General features: G+C 67.8%; 16 protein-coding genes and 1 pseudogene. 7 read left to right on the top strand and 10 right to left on the bottom strand.

What is annotated here, in order from left to right; all coding sequences use genetic code 11:
• Positions 1 to 102 precede the first annotated feature (102 nt).
• Together PSV00_RS06630 and PSV00_RS06625 are read right to left on the bottom strand one after the other, a co-directional pair.
• Positions 103 to 1,005 carry a class I SAM-dependent methyltransferase gene (locus PSV00_RS06630; protein ID WP_300445726.1) on the bottom strand — a complete coding sequence of 301 codons (903 nt, stop codon included), beginning with the start codon at positions 1,003 to 1,005 and terminating at the stop codon, positions 103 to 105.
• 94 nt (positions 1,006 to 1,099) lie between these two features.
• Positions 1,100 to 2,287 carry an acetyl-CoA C-acetyltransferase gene (locus tag PSV00_RS06625; protein ID WP_300445725.1) on the bottom strand — a complete coding sequence of 396 codons (1,188 nt, stop codon included), beginning with the start codon at positions 2,285 to 2,287 and terminating at the stop codon, positions 1,100 to 1,102.
• A gap of 147 nt (positions 2,288 to 2,434) precedes the next feature.
• On the opposite strand from PSV00_RS06625, the gene PSV00_RS06620 reads away from it, so the two are divergent.
• The 3 genes from PSV00_RS06620 to PSV00_RS06610 all read left to right on the top strand — a co-directional run bounded on the left by PSV00_RS06620 (position 2,435) and on the right by PSV00_RS06610 (position 4,206).
• Entirely contained in the window at positions 2,435 to 3,142 is a 708-nt protein-coding gene (locus PSV00_RS06620) for a hemolysin III family protein (protein ID WP_300445724.1), read from the top strand.
• Positions 3,143 to 3,226: 84 nt separating this feature from the next.
• The gene (gene phaR, locus PSV00_RS06615) at positions 3,227 to 3,850 is read left to right on the top strand and encodes a polyhydroxyalkanoate synthesis repressor PhaR (RefSeq protein WP_300445937.1); all 624 of its coding nucleotides are present in this window, start codon (positions 3,227 to 3,229) and stop codon (positions 3,848 to 3,850) included.
• Positions 3,847 to 4,206, top strand: coding sequence for a hypothetical protein (locus PSV00_RS06610; protein ID WP_300445723.1), 360 nt, complete (start codon positions 3,847 to 3,849; stop codon positions 4,204 to 4,206). The genes phaR and PSV00_RS06610 overlap by 4 nt, the downstream gene beginning before the upstream one ends.
• Before the next feature lie 162 nt (positions 4,207 to 4,368).
• On the opposite strand, the gene PSV00_RS06605 is transcribed toward PSV00_RS06610, so the two are convergent.
• Both PSV00_RS06605 and PSV00_RS06600 read right to left on the bottom strand, forming a co-directional pair.
• Positions 4,369 to 4,794, bottom strand: coding sequence for a hypothetical protein (locus PSV00_RS06605; RefSeq protein ID WP_300445722.1), 426 nt, complete (start codon positions 4,792 to 4,794; stop codon positions 4,369 to 4,371).
• A gap of 109 nt (positions 4,795 to 4,903) precedes the next feature.
• Complete coding sequence (locus PSV00_RS06600) at positions 4,904 to 5,644, bottom strand: glycosyltransferase family 2 protein (protein WP_300445721.1); 741 nt, start codon at positions 5,642 to 5,644, stop codon at positions 4,904 to 4,906.
• A 120-nt stretch (positions 5,645 to 5,764) separates the two neighbouring features.
• Here PSV00_RS06600 and PSV00_RS06595 point away from each other — a divergent pair, with 120 nt between their 5' ends.
• The 3 genes from PSV00_RS06595 to PSV00_RS06585 all read left to right on the top strand — a co-directional run bounded on the left by PSV00_RS06595 (position 5,765) and on the right by PSV00_RS06585 (position 9,542).
• Positions 5,765 to 7,444, top strand: a complete 1,680-nt coding sequence (locus PSV00_RS06595; protein ID WP_300445720.1) for a glycosyltransferase family 39 protein — start codon at positions 5,765 to 5,767, stop codon at positions 7,442 to 7,444.
• Positions 7,441 to 8,364 carry a hydroxymethylglutaryl-CoA lyase gene (locus PSV00_RS06590; RefSeq protein ID WP_300445719.1) on the top strand — a complete coding sequence of 308 codons (924 nt, stop codon included), beginning with the start codon at positions 7,441 to 7,443 and terminating at the stop codon, positions 8,362 to 8,364. The genes PSV00_RS06595 and PSV00_RS06590 overlap by 4 nt, the downstream gene beginning before the upstream one ends.
• Before the next feature lie 92 nt (positions 8,365 to 8,456).
• Complete coding sequence (locus tag PSV00_RS06585; protein WP_300445718.1) at positions 8,457 to 9,542, top strand: glycosyltransferase family 1 protein; 1,086 nt, start codon at positions 8,457 to 8,459, stop codon at positions 9,540 to 9,542.
• On the opposite strand, the gene PSV00_RS06580 is transcribed toward PSV00_RS06585, so the two are convergent.
• The 6 genes from PSV00_RS06580 to PSV00_RS06555 all read right to left on the bottom strand — a co-directional run bounded on the left by PSV00_RS06580 (position 9,539) and on the right by PSV00_RS06555 (position 15,067).
• Positions 9,539 to 9,877 carry a hypothetical protein gene (locus tag PSV00_RS06580; RefSeq protein WP_300445717.1) on the bottom strand — a complete coding sequence of 113 codons (339 nt, stop codon included), beginning with the start codon at positions 9,875 to 9,877 and terminating at the stop codon, positions 9,539 to 9,541. The two genes, PSV00_RS06585 and PSV00_RS06580, sit on opposite strands and share 4 nt — an antisense overlap.
• Before the next feature lie 64 nt (positions 9,878 to 9,941).
• A complete protein-coding gene (locus tag PSV00_RS06575; RefSeq protein WP_300445716.1) occupies positions 9,942 to 11,003 on the bottom strand; it encodes a substrate-binding domain-containing protein in 1,062 nt (353 codons plus the stop codon).
• A gap of 78 nt (positions 11,004 to 11,081) precedes the next feature.
• Positions 11,082 to 11,876 (bottom strand): phosphonate ABC transporter, permease protein PhnE, encoded by a 795-nt coding sequence (phnE, locus tag PSV00_RS06570; RefSeq protein WP_300445936.1) that lies wholly within the window; start codon positions 11,874 to 11,876, stop codon positions 11,082 to 11,084.
• A 47-nt stretch (positions 11,877 to 11,923) separates the two neighbouring features.
• Positions 11,924 to 12,928 carry a phosphate/phosphite/phosphonate ABC transporter substrate-binding protein gene (gene phnD, locus PSV00_RS06565; RefSeq protein ID WP_300445715.1) on the bottom strand — a complete coding sequence of 335 codons (1,005 nt, stop codon included), beginning with the start codon at positions 12,926 to 12,928 and terminating at the stop codon, positions 11,924 to 11,926.
• Positions 12,925 to 13,722, bottom strand: coding sequence for a phosphonate ABC transporter ATP-binding protein (gene phnC, locus PSV00_RS06560; RefSeq protein WP_300445714.1), 798 nt, complete (start codon positions 13,720 to 13,722; stop codon positions 12,925 to 12,927). Before phnC ends, phnD begins: the two co-directional genes overlap by 4 nt.
• A 109-nt stretch (positions 13,723 to 13,831) precedes the next feature.
• A complete protein-coding gene (locus tag PSV00_RS06555) occupies positions 13,832 to 15,067 on the bottom strand; it encodes a DUF2254 domain-containing protein (RefSeq protein ID WP_300445713.1) in 1,236 nt (411 codons plus the stop codon).
• Positions 15,068 to 15,299: 232 nt separating this feature from the next.
• On the opposite strand from PSV00_RS06555, the pseudogene PSV00_RS06550 reads away from it, so the two are divergent.
• Positions 15,300 to 15,987: pseudogene (locus tag PSV00_RS06550) on the top strand (type III PLP-dependent enzyme); the annotation flags it as partial.

Here is a 15,987-nt window from a genome sequence, read left to right as displayed (position 1 = left end):
CGTGATCGGTAGGGCCAGCGTGCGTGAGCAAATCGCCTTCGGCACCGCTGGGTCCTCCGGTCTCGCTGCGCTCGCCGAAGGATGACGACATCGGAATGGAGCTCACTTCACCGCCTCGAACAGCTTGTAGCCACCCCGGTCGGCGACCATCGTCACCCGTTTGAAGGCGGTGTTCAGCTCGGCCTCATAGGGCAGGTGCCGGTTGGCGACGATCCAGGCCACCCCGCCCTTGTGCAGCAGGGCGGCGGCCTTCTGGATGAAGGCCTGGCCGAGCCGCTTGTCCTCGGCGCCGCCGTCATGGAAGGGCGGATTGCTGACCACGAAGTCCAGATCTCCGGCCGCCTCGAGATTGCGGGCATCGATCCAGTCGAAGGTCACGCGCGGATCGGTGACATTCTTCCGCGCCGCCGCGATCGCGCGGCGGTCCAGATCGACCAGTCTCAGGGCCGTCACGGCCCCGGAGCGCAGCACCACCGTCGCCAGGGCCCCGTAACCACAGCCCAGGTCCACGCCCGTACCCTTCATCGGCGGCAGATGTTCCGCCAGCAGGGCCGTACCCGCATCGACCCGGTCCCAGGCGAAGATGCCCGGCTGTGACCAGGCCTCCAGTCCCTCGACCTGACGCGGCGCGCCCGCCGCGATGGCCGCGTCGATTCCGGTCAGGGTTTCGGGCCGGGTCACCACGCAGCGGCGGTGATGCGCCTTGGAACTCTCGGCCACCGCGACGCCGAAGGCCTTCAGCTCCTTGTTCAGCCGCGAGCCGCCCTTGTCCTTGGCCGCCATCACGTCCAGCCGCCCGCCGACCTTCAGCGCCCGCAGGGTTTGGGCCAGCAGATAGCGCCGCTCCAGCACCCCCGGCGGGGCATAGAGCATAGCCGTGTCCAGCGAGCCGGGTTCGAGGTCTTCCAGCGCCGTCGATCCGGGAATCAGCGGCGAGACCTGGGTCGCGGTACCGGGAGGATCGAACACCAGCGGGGGGCGGCCGTAGAGAATGTCTGTCGTCATCGCGTCGCCTTAGCCCCTTCCGCCCAATTCGCGAAGCGGGGCCGGCTGCAGGACCGGGACTGGGGCTCCCTTCAGCGCCGCCCCCTGGACAGGATCAGCTGCGCTCCACGCACAGGGCCACGCCCATGCCGCCGCCGATGCACAGGGTCGCCAGACCCTTCTTCGCGTCACGCCGCTTCATCTCGTGCAACAGGGTGGTCAGGATCCGCGCACCGGACGCACCGATCGGATGGCCGATGGCGATGGCCCCGCCATTGACGTTGACCTTGGCCGGATCGAACCCCAGCTCGCGCTTGACGCACAGGCTCTGGGCCGCGAACGCCTCGTTGGATTCGATCAGATCCAGATCAGCGACGGTCCAGCCGGCCTTCTCCAGCGCCTTGCGCGAGGCCGGGATCGGCCCGGTGCCCATGATCGCCGGATCGACCCCGGCCGTGGCCCAGGACACGATCCGCGCCAGGGGCTCCAGCCCCCGGGCCTTCGCCTCATCGGCGCTCATCAACACCAGGGCCGCGGCCCCGTCGTTCAGGCCCGAGGCGTTGGCCGCGGTGACCGACCCTTCCCGGGAAAAGGCCGGGCGCAGCTTGGCCATGGCCTCCAGGGTCGCGCCGTGGCGGACATATTCGTCCTGGTCGACGACGACGTCACCCTTGCGCCCGGCAATGGTGACCGGAACGATCTCGTCGGCGAACCGCCCCGCCTTCTGGGCCGCCTCGGCCTTGTTCTGCGACCCGACGGCAAAGGCGTCCTGCGCCTCGCGGGTAATGTTGTTTTGCGTCGCGACATTCTCGGCCGTCTGACCCATGTGATAGCCGTTGAAGGCGTCCCACAGCCCGTCCTTGATCATCGTGTCGGTAAAGGCCAGGTCGCCCATCTTCTGACCATTGCGCAGATTGGCCGCGTGCGGGGCCTGGCTCATGCTCTCCTGGCCACCGGCGACCACGATCCGCGCATCGCCCAGGGCGATCTGCTGATAGGCCAGGGCCACCGCCCGCAGGCCGGAACCGCAGATCTGGTTCAGGCTCCAGGCCGGGGTTTCCATCGGAATGTCCGCCCCCATCGAGGCCTGACGGGCCGGGCCCTGTCCCGCGGCGGCCTGCAGGACATGGCCCAGGATCACCTCATCGACATCGGCCGGGGCGACCCCGGCCTGATCCAGCGCCCCGCGGATGGCGATCTCGCCCAGCTTCGACGCCGGCAGGCTCGACAGCGCCCCCAGAAACGAGCCGACCGGCGTGCGGGCGGCGGAAACGATCACGACATCGATGCGGGCGTCAGACATGGGGAACTCCGGGACGAAAATGTTGCGTGGCGTTTCTGCCGCATTCGCCGCCCTTCGTCACGTCGCGTCAGCGCCGTTCAGCGGATAGTCATCCTGTTTGCGCATGATGGTCTGGAACAACAGGGACACCGACCCGGTTAGAAAACCATGCGGATGACACTGAAAAAGCTCGCGACCCGGCTCTGCACCCCGGACGCGCTCGACATGATCGAACACTATCAGACCCGGGGCGAACGCCTCGCCGACCTGTGGGTCCACATCGTCGGTCTGGGCCTGGCCGCGGCCGGCGGCGTCGTTCTCGCCGTCCTCGCCGCCCTCTATGCCGGCGTCGGCACCTCGGTCTCCACGGCCATCTACGCCCTGTGCCTGATCGCCATGCTGACGGCCTCGACCGTCTACAACCAGGCCCGGCCCTGTGCCGCCCGGCCGGTGCTGCGACGGCTGGACGAGGCGGCCATCTTCCTGATGATCGCCGGCAGCTATACGCCCTTCACCACCCAGAGGTTCGAAGGGGCCTGGGCGCTGGGCTTCACCCTCGTGGTCTGGCTGGTCGCCTTCGCCGGGGTCTTCGCCAAACTCATCGCCCCGCGCCTGTCTGACGGCTTCTGGAGCGTGGTCTACGCCCTGTTCGGCTGGCTGGCCGTGCTGGCGCTGAAGCCCTTGATGGACACTGTCCATCCGGCAGCCCTGGCCCTGCTGGTCATCGGCGGTCTGATCTACACCGCCGGGGTCTTCGTCTTCATCAGCCCGCGGGTGAAATTCCGCCGCGCCATCTGGCACGGTTTCGTCGTCGCCGGGGCCGCGGCCCACTGGTCTGCCGTCCTGGTGGGCGTGGTTCTGGCCCCTGCCGGCTGACCCGGACGGGTCACGGCAAGGGGGCTGGCGTCCGCCTTCGCCCTGCGGGATAGTGCGGCATTGCAACAAGAGCGGGTGCGACGCGTGGTCGAGAAAAAGTCGGGAAGCGAAAAAGGCAAGGACGGCGACACCGTCATCATCAAGAAGTACGCCAACCGGCGGCTCTACAACACCGCCACCAGCGCCTATGTCACGCTTGAAGATCTGGCGGTCATGGTCCGCGAGGGCACGGATTTCGTCGTCTATGACGCCAAGAGCAACGACGATCTGACCCGTCAGATCCTGACCCAGATCATCTTCGAGGAAGAGAGCCGCGGCGAGGCCCTGTTGCCCGTCCAGTTCCTGCGCCAGCTGATCGGCTTCTATGGCGGCCAGATGCAGGGCGTCCTGCCCAGCTATCTGGAAATGTCGCTGGATTCCTTCTCCCGCCAGCAGGAGGAGCTGCGCAGCCAGTTCAGCCGAACCTTCGGGGCCGCCCCCGGGGCCGGACTGATGGACGAGGCGGTCAAGCGCAACATGGCCCTGTTCGAAAAGGCCATGACCATGTGGCCCGGTTTCGCCTCCGGCAATCCCGCCGCCCGGCCCGACAAGACCCCCGAGCCCGCCGCCGATCAGTCGCCGCGGGATCCGCTCACCGAAATGCGCCGGCAGATGGATGAGATGAAGGCCCAGATCGACCGGCTGGCCGGCGAAAAGGCCGGAAAATGACCGACGGCGTGCGCCCGGTCGGCCCGGTCGAGGGGCAGGATCGCCGCGATCGCGACCGGCGCGCGAACGAACGCCGCGCCGGCTCGACCTCGCGCGATCTGGTGCCGCTGGGCGAGGCCGCCGATCACGCCACCACCACCGACGACAGCCCGGCAAGACCTGCCCCCAGGCCGGCCGCTGACCCCGGCGCGGCCGCCTTCGCGGCCCAGATGATCGGCCAGACCGGTCAGCGCAAGGGGTTGAAAGGCGGCCCGCCGGTGCTCGGCGCGGCCCGCTCCACCTATCTGGGCACCGAATATTCCGGACCAAACGAGCGGCGCCCCGGGGCCGGCAAGGGCAAGCGCACCGAGGTCTGACGCGGCGATATCCGGCGGCACGGTCCTTGCTGTGCAAGGGGTCCTGTCCCGCTTTCCGGATCGCCCGCCATGTCCACGGTTCTCAGCTTCACCGCCCGCCTGTTCGACGTCACGGTCGTCGCCCTGATCTTCACCGCCTTCAGCTAGGCGGCACCACCGGCCTCAGCCGCCGCCGAAATCGAGGTCCTTGCGGGCTGCGATGATGGTGACGATGAACCCGGCCAGAACGTCCAGCATGACCATCACCACGATCAGGAAGAAGGTCGAGGTCGCGAACCCCTTCATCAGCAGGAACTCGACCAGGCAGGCGACGAACAGAATCATCGACAGGGCGTGATTGACGATCGCCACCTTCTGGCTCGACGTCGATTTCAGCAGTTCGAAGAACAGCAGGATCAGCGCCATAAACAGGATCAGATCGCCGACGCCGACGTCCCAGTTCGCACCCGAAGCCATCGGGATCGAGAAGATCGGGTCGCGCAGAACGGCGTCCGCCTGAAGCGCGCCGTTGCTCCCCATCATTCCGGACAGGACGACGATATTATAGATGACGACGGGTATCAGCAGCAGGGGCAGGGCGATCAGCATGGTTCGATCCTCGACAGGCGACCGATGGAACGGTCGCGCTTGTTAACGACGAATACCCCCGTTCGCTCCATACGGCTACGTCACTTCGCCCGGCAGGCGAGTGACCGACTCAGCTGACGCCAACCTCACGAACCGCACCGGGCTGCCGCGAGCGGGACTTGAGCCACATCACGCCCATCAGGTCCGAGACCGAGGCCATCAGCCGTCCCCAGTTGGTATATTTCGACTGACCGGTCTCCCGGTGCCGGTGATCGACGTCCAGATAGCGGTTCTCGAAACCCTCACGGATCATCAGCGCCGGCAGGTAACGATGGATGTGATCGAAATAGGGAAGCCGCAGAAAGATCTCGCGCCGGAAGGCCTTCAGACCGCAGCCGGTGTCGTCGGCGTCGTCCTGAAGCAGCTTCTTGCGAATACGGTTGGCCCAGAGCGAGGCCTGGCGCTTGGCTGCGGAATCCTGACGTTTGGCGCGTCGGCCGCCGACCAGACCCACGGAGGCCGGGGCGGCGATCAGGGCGTCGACCAGTCTCGGCGCGTCTGCCGGGGGATTCTGGCCGTCGCCGTCGAGGGTCACGATGATCGCCCCCCGCGCCGCCAGTACACCGGTCCGCACAGCCCGGCTCTGACCCGCGTTCCGGGTATGTCCGAGGACCCGCAGGGCGGGCAGTTCGGCCATCAGGCCCTGAAGCTCCGCCAGGGTGGAGTCGCGGCTGGCGTCATCGACGAAAATCATCTCATAGGCGCGACCGGCGAAGGCGGCGGCGATTTCTCGCGCCAGCGGACCGGCGGCACCAGCTTCGTCATGCACCGGCACGACGACGGAGATTTCAGGGGCATCCGTGCTTGTCATCGTCGCTCAATAGCCGAGTTTGCCGCCGGGCGGGAGCCACAAGCGGACACAGGCGTCACCGCAGATCGGGTGGGTCACGATGGCTGACGTCCCGCGAAACGGCGTGGTAGGAATGACCCCATGACGCGCCCGAACCTGGATCACTATATCGCCGGCTGGCGCGGCCCCCTGTTGGCCGCCCTGCTGACCCTCGTCGCCGGCCTGCCGGGTCTGCTGCTGCTGCCTCCGTTGGACCGCGACGAAAGCCGCTACGCCCAGGCGACGTCGCAGATGCTGGAGAGCGGCGACTATGTCGACATCCGCTTCCAGGACGAATCGCGCTGGAAGAAGCCCGTCGGCATCTACTGGATGCAGGCCATGGCCGTGGCGGCCACCTCCCGCGTCGAGAATCGCGACATCGCCCCCTATCGCCTGCCCTCCCTCCTGGGGGCGATGCTGGCCGCAGCCGCCTGCGCCTGGGCCGGGGCGGCCCTGTTCGGGCGACGCGCCGGCTTCCTCGGCGGCATCCTGCTGGGCGCCACCTTCCTGCTGTCCAGCGAGGCGGGAATCGCCAAGACCGACGCCATGCTGTGCGGCGCGATCACCCTGTCCATGGCGGCCCTGGCCCGGATCTATATGGCGGCGCGGGCCGATCAGCCCCCGTTGAGACTGCATAAACTCCTGTTCTGGCTGGGACTGGGACTGTCGATCCTGATCAAGGGGCCGATCGGCCTGATCGTGGTCATTCCGGCGATGATCGCCCTGTCCGTCTGGGATCGTGACCTGTCGTGGATGCGCCGCCTCGGCTGGGGCTGGGGCCTGCCCCTGGTGGCCCTGATCGTCGGCCCCTGGGCCATCGCCATCACCATCGCCACCGACGGAGGCTTCTGGCGTGAGGCGATCGGCGGCGACCTGGCCCCCAAACTAACCGGGGCCCAGGAGAGCCACGGCGGTTTCCCGGGCATGTATCTGCTCCTCGCCCCCCTGCTGTTCTTCCCCGCCACCCTGATGCTGCCGGCGGCCCTGTCGACCGCCTGGCAGCGGCGCTCGGAACCGGCCGTGCGCTTCATGGTCTGCTGGCTGGTCCCGGCCTGGCTGATCTTCGAGGCAGCCCCGACCAAGCTCTGGCACTATACCCTGCCCACCTTCGGGGCCATCGCCCTGCTGGCCGCGGCGGCCCTGACCCGGCCGATCGGCGTGATCTCGCGGCGCACGGGGGCGGTGCTGACGGTCCTCGCCGGGACCCTGATCATCGGCATCACCCTGTACGGCCTGACCGAGTTTGGCACCTCGACCGCCCAGACCTGGGCGACCCTGACCATCGTCTTCACCGCCGGGGCGGCGGCGATCGGGGCCTTCCTGCTGCTGAATCGCGCCACGACATCGGCGATTATCGCCTCGGTCCTGCTCGGTGTGTTCGCCCATGCGGCCCTGGCGGGAACCCTGCGCCAGCTGCGGCCGCTGGCTATCGCGCCCCGACTGGAGGCCACCCTCGAACAGGCCGATCTCCACCCGCGCCAGGGCCGGATCGCCGGCCCGGTCGCCATCACCGGCTTCCATGAGCCCAGCTTCGTCTTCCTGACGGGCCGAAATACCGAATTGACCGATGCCGAAGGCGCGGCCCGGGCCCTGGCCGAGGGTCGTCCGGCCATCGTCGAGGCGCATGACGCCGACGCCTTCCACCAGTCCAGCGCGCGGCTTGGTGTGACCGGCCGGGCGGTCGGTATCGTCACGGGGCACAATTATTCCAGCGGCGACGACGTCAGCCTGACCGTCTATGCGCCGCCCGGCGCGGCGGACACCGACGGAGGCCGCCGTTGAGCCGTCGCCATATCACCATCGTCGAGGTCGGGCCCCGCGACGGCCTGCAGAATGAGCCCACCGTATTCGAGCCTGCCGTGCGGGCTGAGTTCGTGCAGAGACTTGAAGCCGCCGGGGCCCGGCGGATCGAGGCCGTCTCCTTCGTTCATCCGAAATATGTGCCGCAGATGGCGGGGGCCGAAGCGGTCATGACCCTGCTCACGCCCAACCCGGGCCATAGCCGCATCGGCCTGGTGCTGAACGGGCGCGGCTATGACCGGGCGCTGGAAACCCGCGTGGACGAGGTCAATGTCTCCCTGTCCGCGACCGACGGATTCGGCCTGAAGAACCAGGGCCTGTCAGTGGACGACCAGGTGACCATGCTCGGCGAGATCATCGGTCGACGCCACAATGCGGCCGGTCGGGCCGCCGCTGCCCCCGCCCTGTCCGCGACGATTTCCTGCGTCTGGGGCTGCCCGTTCGACGGCGAGGTTTCCGTCGATCAGGTCACCAGCCTGGTCGGTCGGATCGCCGCCCTCGGGGTCGGCGAAATCGCCCTGGCCGACACCATCGGGGCCGGCGATCCCTGGGCCGTCACCCGGGTGGTCGAGGCTGCCCGCAAGGCGGCACCGGAGGCCCGGCTGCGACTGCATTTCCATGACACCCGCAACACCGGCCTGGCCAATGCCTATGCCGGGGTCGAGGCTGGCGTCGATGTGCTCGACGCCTCGGCCGGCGGCATCGGCGGCTGCCCGTTCGCGCCGGGGGCGACCGGCAATATCGCCACGGAAGACCTCGTCTACATGCTGGAGCGGGCCGGATTCACCACCGGCTATGATCTGGACGCCCTGATCACGACCGCCCGCTGGATGGGCGACAGGCTCGGCAGGCCCGCGCCGTCGGCGCTCAGCCGGGCCGGCGGCTTCCCGCGCCGGACCTGATCGACGCGATCCCGGTTCTGAAGTCTCGCCTTCGTCATCAGGAGCGGCTAAGGCTTGGCTTCTCGATGATGGTGAAAGCTCTCCGTCCGTCCATGCGCATTGTTCTGGCAACCGACGCCTGGGAACCCCAGGTCAATGGCGTCGTCCGCACCCTGACCCGGACCGTGGCCGAGTGCCGCGCCATGGGTCATGAGGTCGAGGTCATTCGCCCTGACCAGTTCAAGACCATTCCCTGCCCGACCTATCCGGAAATCCGGCTGGCGCTCGGTGCCGAAGAAGAGATTCGCGAGCGCCTGCGCGCCTTCGAGCCCGAGGCCGTCCACATCGCCACCGAGGGCCCCATCGGCATCGCCACGCGGCGCATCTGCGTGGAGTGGAAGCTGCCGTTCACCACCAGCTATCACACCAAATTCCCGGAATATGTCTCGGCCCGGTTCCCGATCCCGGTCCAGGTCGGCTACGCCTATATGAAATGGTTCCACAAGCCGTCCGGACGGCTGATGGTGGCAACCCCGACCCTGCGCGACGAGCTGGTCGAACACGGCTTCCGGAACGTCTCGCCCTGGTCACGGGGCGTCGACACCGAACAGTTCAATCCGGACCTGCCGCGCATCTATGACGAGATGGGCGGCAAGGACTGGCCCCGCCCCTTCTTCCTCAATGTCGGCCGGGTGGCCGTCGAGAAGAATATCGAGGCCTTCCTCGAGACTGACCTGCCCGGCACCAAGATCGTCGTCGGCGACGGGCCGGCCCGGGCCGATCTGGCCGCCCGCTATCCGGAGGCCAAATTCCTCGGGGCACGGTTCGGCGAGGAACTCGCGCGCTGCTTCCGCGACGCCGACGTCTTCGTCTTCCCCAGCTGGACCGACACCTTCGGCCTGGTGATCCTCGAGGCCATGGCGACCGGGACCCCGGTCGCCGCCTATCCGGCCCATGGCCCGATCGACATCATTCCCGGGTCCGGAGCCGGCGCGATCGACGCCGACCTGCGGACCGCCTGCCTTGAAGCCCTGAAATGTGATCGCGCCGCGGTGCGGGCCTATGCCGAGAAATTCAGCTGGCGCGCCTCGGCCGAACAGTTCGTCGAGAATCTGCAGCCCTACCCGGAGCCCGAGCGCGGCCGCTTCTGGCGGCGCCTGAGGCGGATCGCCCGACTCCGCCGCAAGGTCGCGGCCTAGTCCAGCAGGAAGCGGGCGGAGAACGACACCCAGGCGCCGTCCCCCGGCTCCAGGCTGTCCGGATCGATGCGCGCCTCCCGCGCGGCCTCGATCAATTGCCGGCCGAGACCCGAGCCCGACGGTGCCTCGGCGGTGATCCGGCAGTCCTCGACGCGACCGTCCGGAAGGGCCCGGCAGCGGATGGTGGCCGACGCGGTCTCGAGGCCGCTGCGGACGAGCCTGGACGAGGGCTCGACCCGGGGCCGCACGCTCCAGCGCGGCGCGGACCGCGCCGCCGCCTCCGCCTCCGGGGAGGTCTGGCCGAGACTCAGGATGAACAGGGTGACTGCGAGCATGATTCCACCTTGGGTACGGCGGAGATCATGCCCGCAAGGCCACGGAGAGCCAACCCGTGCGGCGCTATTTCGCCGGTGCCGTCATCGGCGTCATGGCCGTCGCGGCGGCCCGTTGTGCGACCAGTTGCTCGACCGGCAGAGGCACAAGGCCACGGTCCTGCAGATAGCCGCCACGGCCGGCGGCCGCCTCGGACATGAATTCCTGCACGAACTGCTGCAGGCCCGGGGTCACGCCGATATGGGCCTTCTTGACGTAGATGTAGAGGCTGCGGGCCAGCGGATAGGTGCCGTCGGCGATGGTCTCGGCGCTCGGGGCGATGCCGTCGATGGTCTCGGCCTTCACCGTGTCCATGTTCTGCTCCAGGAAGGAGAAGCCGAACACACCCAGCGAACCCGGGGTGCGCGACAGGGTCTGGACGATCGCATTGTCGTTCTCGCCGGCGTCGATCCAGGCACCGTCCTCGCGCAGCGTATGGGCCAGGGTCTCGAACCGGTCCTTGTCGGCGGTCTTGACCGCGGCGAGCGCCGGGATCAAGGCCGCGCCGGGGGCCATGCCCAGCTCCAGGAAGGCGTCGCGCGTGCCCGAGGTCGGCGGCGGGCCATAGACCTGGATGCGCTGGTTGGGCAGGCTGGAGTTGACCATATTCCAGGTCGTGGCCGGGTTGGCGACGAAGCCGTCACCGCCGGGCACTTCCTTGGCCAGGCCCTGGTACAGGTCCTTGAGCTGGAAGTTGAAGCCATTGCCGTCGCGCGCGGTGGCGATGACGATGCCGTCGAAGCCGATCTTCAGCTCGACGATGTCGGTGACACCGTTCTGCTGGCACATCGCATATTCCGAGGCCTTCATCGGCCGCGAGGCATTGGCGATATCCGGCGTGCTGGGGCCGACGCCCTGACAGAAGGCCTGGATGCCGCCGCCGGTGCCCAGCGACTCGACACGGGGAGCGGCCCCGCCCGAGGCCCGGGCGAAATTCTCGGCCACGCGGGTGGCGAACGGGAAGACGGTCGATGAGCCGGCGGCCCAGATACCGGCGCGGGCTCCGTCGCCGCCACCGCCACCATTGCCACAGCCGGCAACGGCCAACAGGGCGACAGCCGAGACGGCCGCAAGAAGTTTGGAAGTCATGATCTATTCTCCGAACACGGCGTTTCTGACCCGCTTAGATCAGACATATATGACGGTCAGCGCGCGCCTTTGTGACAGTCAGAGCAAGCGTTTGCGCATGATCTGCGACAGGGTGTCGATCAGGGTCACCGCCACGACGATCACGATCGCGATCGCCGAGACCTCATTATAGTTGAAGCCCTGGATGTCCTCGAACAGCAGCTGGCCGATACCCCCGGCCCCGATCAGGCCCAGAACCGTCGCCGCGCGGCTGTTGGATTCGAACCGGTAGAGGGCAAACGAGGTCCACAGCGGCGCGACCTGGGGAATTACCCCCCAGACGATTTCGAGCAGCGGGGTGGCCCCGGTGGCGCGCACGCCCTCGACCGGACCCTTGTCGATCGACTCCACGGCCTCCGAAAACAGCTTGGCCAGCACACCGCCCGTATTGAGCGCCAGGGCCAGCACACCCGCAAGCGGACCGAGGCCGACGGCGACGATGAACAGGGTGGCGATGACCAGGTCGGGGATGGAGCGCAACAGGTCCATCACGCGCCGGACCGGCCAGACGACCCAGGCCGGGGCGATGTTGCGTGCCGCGGCCAGCCCCAGGGGGACGGCGATAAACACGGCGATGAACGTGCCCCACAGGGCGATCTGCACGGTCAGCCACATCAGGCCGACCAGATGCCGCCAATTGGTGAAGTCAGGCCGCAACAGCTCCCGGCCGTAGGTGCGGATGCTTTCCTGGTTGGTGATCAATTTCGGCAGATTGACCATATCGACCTTGTCGAAACTGATCATCAGCACGACGGCGATACCGCCCCACAGCAGCAGGTCCAGCAGCCAGGCCGACAGCGACTTGGCCGGCGGCCGCGGAATTCCGCCCGCCACCACGGTCGGCAGGGCTCCGGACGCGAGGGCCGTTTTCGGTGTCTCGCTCAAGGCTGGACCTCACGCTTGGCGCGCAGGGCGGCCAGGGCGCGCTCGGCGGCGGCCACGGCCGCCTGGTCGCCCTTGGCGCGGGCCTCGGACAGCTGCTGGTCGGCGACCATTTCCCGGACGGGGTCGAGGTAGCCGTCGTCGGCCGCGCGGAACATCGAATAGTTCAGGCTGGCAAGAACCTGGCGCTGGCGCTCGGCCTCGGCACCGTCACCCTGGCCATAGGTCAGGAAGAAGCTGCGGATCTTCTCCTTCAGTACAGGGTCCAGATCCTCGCGGATCACGATCCCGGACTCCGGGATCGGGGGCGAGGTCCAGATGTCTTCCAACTGGCTGGCCAGATGCGGATTTTCCCGCATCATGAAGACGGTGTTGACCGTGTTCGAGGTCGCGACGTCGACGACGCCGGTGGCGACGGCAAAGGCGTTGGCCTGGTGGCTGGCCGACCGCATGGTCTTGAAGCACTGGCCGGGCGCGATGCCGCGCGGATTGAACAGGAAGGTCATCGGCGCAAGCGTGCCCGAGGTCGACTGGGCGTCACCGATGCCGAAATCATAGACCTTGCCGCAGGCCAGAACCTTGTCCAGCGTAATGCCAGAGCCCTTTTTGACGATCAGGGTCGAGCGGTAGCTGTCACGACCTTCCGGATCAACGATACGGGCGATGACCTCGCCCTGGGCCCGGTCGACCGCTTCCAGGGCCGGTTTGGCCGAAAACCAGGCCACCTGGGTCTGGTTGAAGCGCATCGCCTCGATCAGCACATTGTAGTTCCCGGCGAAGAAGGGCTTCACCGGCACGCCGATGGCCTTGGACATATCGTCGAGCAGCGGCTGCCACAGCGGCCCCGACGAAGCCTGGCCCTCGGCCGACAGGATCGAGAAGGTGATTTCCGTCGGCGTACCGCCCGCCGTGTCCTCACCCTTGCCGCATGAGCCGAGACCCAGGGCAAGGACAGCGACACCGGCGACAGCGGCCAGACGGCGGGTGAACAGGGTGCGGGTCATGCCTTGGCTTCCCAGAACGCGTCCTCGAACTCGGGACCGTAGATGTCGATAAGACGGTTGGTGTCGAGGCCGGTCGTCGGGCCATCGTAGACAATCTTGCCCGCCTGAAGGGCGATGACCCGATCGCAATAGCGGATGGCATAGTCGACCTGGTGCAGGGTGACGATCACGCCCATCCCGTCACGCTTGTTCAGCTCGACCAGCAGTTCCATGACCTTGCGGGCGGAAACCGGATCGAGGGAGGCGACCGGCTCATCGGCGAGGATGGCCTGGGCCCCCTGGACGATCGCCCGGGCGATGGCCCCGCGCTGCTGCTGGCCACCCGACAGGGTATTGGCCCGCTGTCCGGCATAGTCGGAAACCCCGACGCGGTGCAGGGCCGCCATGGCCCGGTCCTTGTCGTGCGCCGGCCACAGGCCGAACAGGCCGCGCCAGACCGGCAGCCGGCCAAGGGCACCGAGCATGACGTTGGAGAACAGGGACAGTCGGCCGACCAGGTTGAACTGCTGGAAGATCATGCCCAGCTTGCCGCGCGCGGCGCGGACGCGACCGGTGATGCGGCCGTTCTTCTGGACCGTCTCGCCGAACACCTCGATCGTGCCCTTGCCGGGATCGATGCTCTGAAGGCCGGTGATCGACCGCAGCAGCGTCGACTTGCCCGATCCTGAAGGACCGATCAGGGCGACCATTTCCCCGGCGGCGACCTCAACGGACACGCCGTCGAGCGCCTTGCGAGAACCGAAGGTCTTTGACACATCGCGCACGGAAGCGACGGCGGCGGCGGATGAGCTCATGGACTCGCTGACGGCGGTTGCAGGGCTGGGCCGCATGACGCGCGGAACGCGCTTCGGCAAGTCTTAATGACACGCCGCCGTCGATTTCGTCCAGTGTGACGCATCGAAGTCAGGAAATGATAGTCCTGAGCCGCGCCCGATCCGGCGCGGAGGCCATGGCCGCGACCGACCGTTTCAGGGCCTCCTTGCCCAACCGGGCGGCGGCGCGCCCCAGGGGCCCCCGCTCGGCTCCCAGCGACCCCAGGGCCTGCTGCAGCACGATAGCCACTCGCAGATCGCCGGCCCCGTAGCGGATCAGGGGACCGAAAACGTCGTCCAGCATCTCGGCCTCGGGAAGCGGCGCGGCGCGCAGACGGTCGTGTGTCACCTCCGGGGCCTCGGGGGCCTCGTCCCGCGCCTGGCACCAGGCATCCAGCAGGCGAACCCCGGCGGTCGCGATTTCGACGGCGGTTCCGGGGTCATTGACCCCCGGCGACAGGGCCTTGCCGGCGATCTCCCCCAGCACGGTGAGGGCAAACCGGGGGTCCTGGTCGAATGAGCGTGACCGCCCCAGGGTGAAGGCGGCGCAGAAACTGTCCTGCACCGCCCCATCCGCTGCGGTCAGGTCCAGACGGCACAGGGCCTCGCCTCGCCGCACGAAGGTACCGGGCACGGCGATGACCTCGACATGGGTGTCGGCGGCCCCGGCGGCCCGCTGCAGATGGTCCGGGTCCACATTCTGGACATAGCCGGTCCGCGGACTGGTCACGACCAGCGCGCCGGGGCCCAGGCTCCCGGCCCGCCCCCCCAGGTTCGGACGGGCGGCGGCCTCGACCAGCGCCCGGGTGGCGCGATCCTCGACCAGCTCGATCATATGACCCAGCCGGGCCAGACGGGACAGCCGGTTGATCCAGGCCAGCAGGCGGAAGGCGACCAGGCCGACGACAGCCAGACTGATCAGAAACAGCACCGCCCGACCGGCTGCCGCATAGTAGTGGGCGTTGATCGCCGTGACCCCGACGATGGCGTAGAGGAAGGCCCCGACGAAGGTGGCCAATGACTTCTGCGTCGCCTCATCCCCGGTGACCAGCGACGCCACCCGCGGCGTGGCCGCACTGGACACGGCCGTATAGGCCGTCACCATCGCCCCGAGCGAGAAGGTCGCCACGGCCAGCAGGCTGGACGCCAGGATGGTCAGGACCTGTTCGACCGACTCGCCGCCGAAGCGGTCGGCCATTGCGGTCGGGACCAGCGGGGCCGCCACGACGGCGGCCAGGGCGGCCACCACACCGAACACCGCATAGAGACCGGCGCGGAACCACAGTTCACGCGTCGTGCGCCTCCAGATAAACAGCCAACGATTCATCGCGATCCCCTGTCCCGCCGCCCGCTTTCCGGCGCCCCCAGTCAGTGGGAACGCCCCGGTGGGCGGAGAGTTCTATCAGCAGGCAGACGGGCCGAGTCCGGGGCGGCAACACAAAATCGCCGCTTTACATTCCGGCCTCACGACCTTACATCGCCCTTTCCGGCGGACCCCGTGGTCTGATCTTGCGCTGCTAACGCCGGCTGGGTTTAACAATTACAGGGGTTTACGTGAATTGCGCACGTATCCATTTCCCCTGGACCTGGTCCGTGAGCGGTCCCCCGAGCGTCCAGTCGCCCTTGTGCGGCCGCGTTCGGTTTCCGTAGCGGCGCGCTGGTTCCAGGACAATCTGAAAGCCGACGTCTTCTATGCAGTGAAGGCGAATCCGTCGCTGTGGGTCATCGAGACCCTCGTTGCGGAAGGCGTTAATTCATTCGACGTCGCCTCGCTCGCCGAGATCGAACTGGTGCGTTCGGTCAGCCCCGACGCGCGTCTGGCCTTCATGCATCCGGTCAAGAGCCGCAATGCCATCACCCGCGCCTATTTCGAACTGGGTGTGCGGACCTTTGCGCTCGACAGCCACGATGAGCTGCTGAAGATCCTCGACGCCACCGGCGCTGCGACGGACCTGAACCTGATCGTGCGCATGGCCGTCGCCACCGACGGGGCCGCCTATACGCTGTCGGGCAAGTTCGGCGTCACGCCGGACCAGGCCCCGGCCCTGTTGCTGGCCACGCGTCGCGCGGTCACCGACGGTCTGATGGGCGTCAGCTTCCACGTCGGCTCGCAATGCATGCGACCCAGCGCCTACCAGGCCGCCATGGCCCAGGTCGGGCGCTCGATCAGCCGCGCCGGTGTGTTCGTAGACATCGTCGATGTCGGCGGCGGCTTCCCCTCGGTCTATCCGGGCATGGTCCCGCCGG

Source organism: Brevundimonas sp. (assembly GCF_029945885.1).
GTDB lineage: Bacteria > Pseudomonadota > Alphaproteobacteria > Caulobacterales > Caulobacteraceae > Brevundimonas.
Note: the sequence above shows the minus strand (reverse complement) of the source record. Positions and strands in the feature narration are given on the sequence as shown.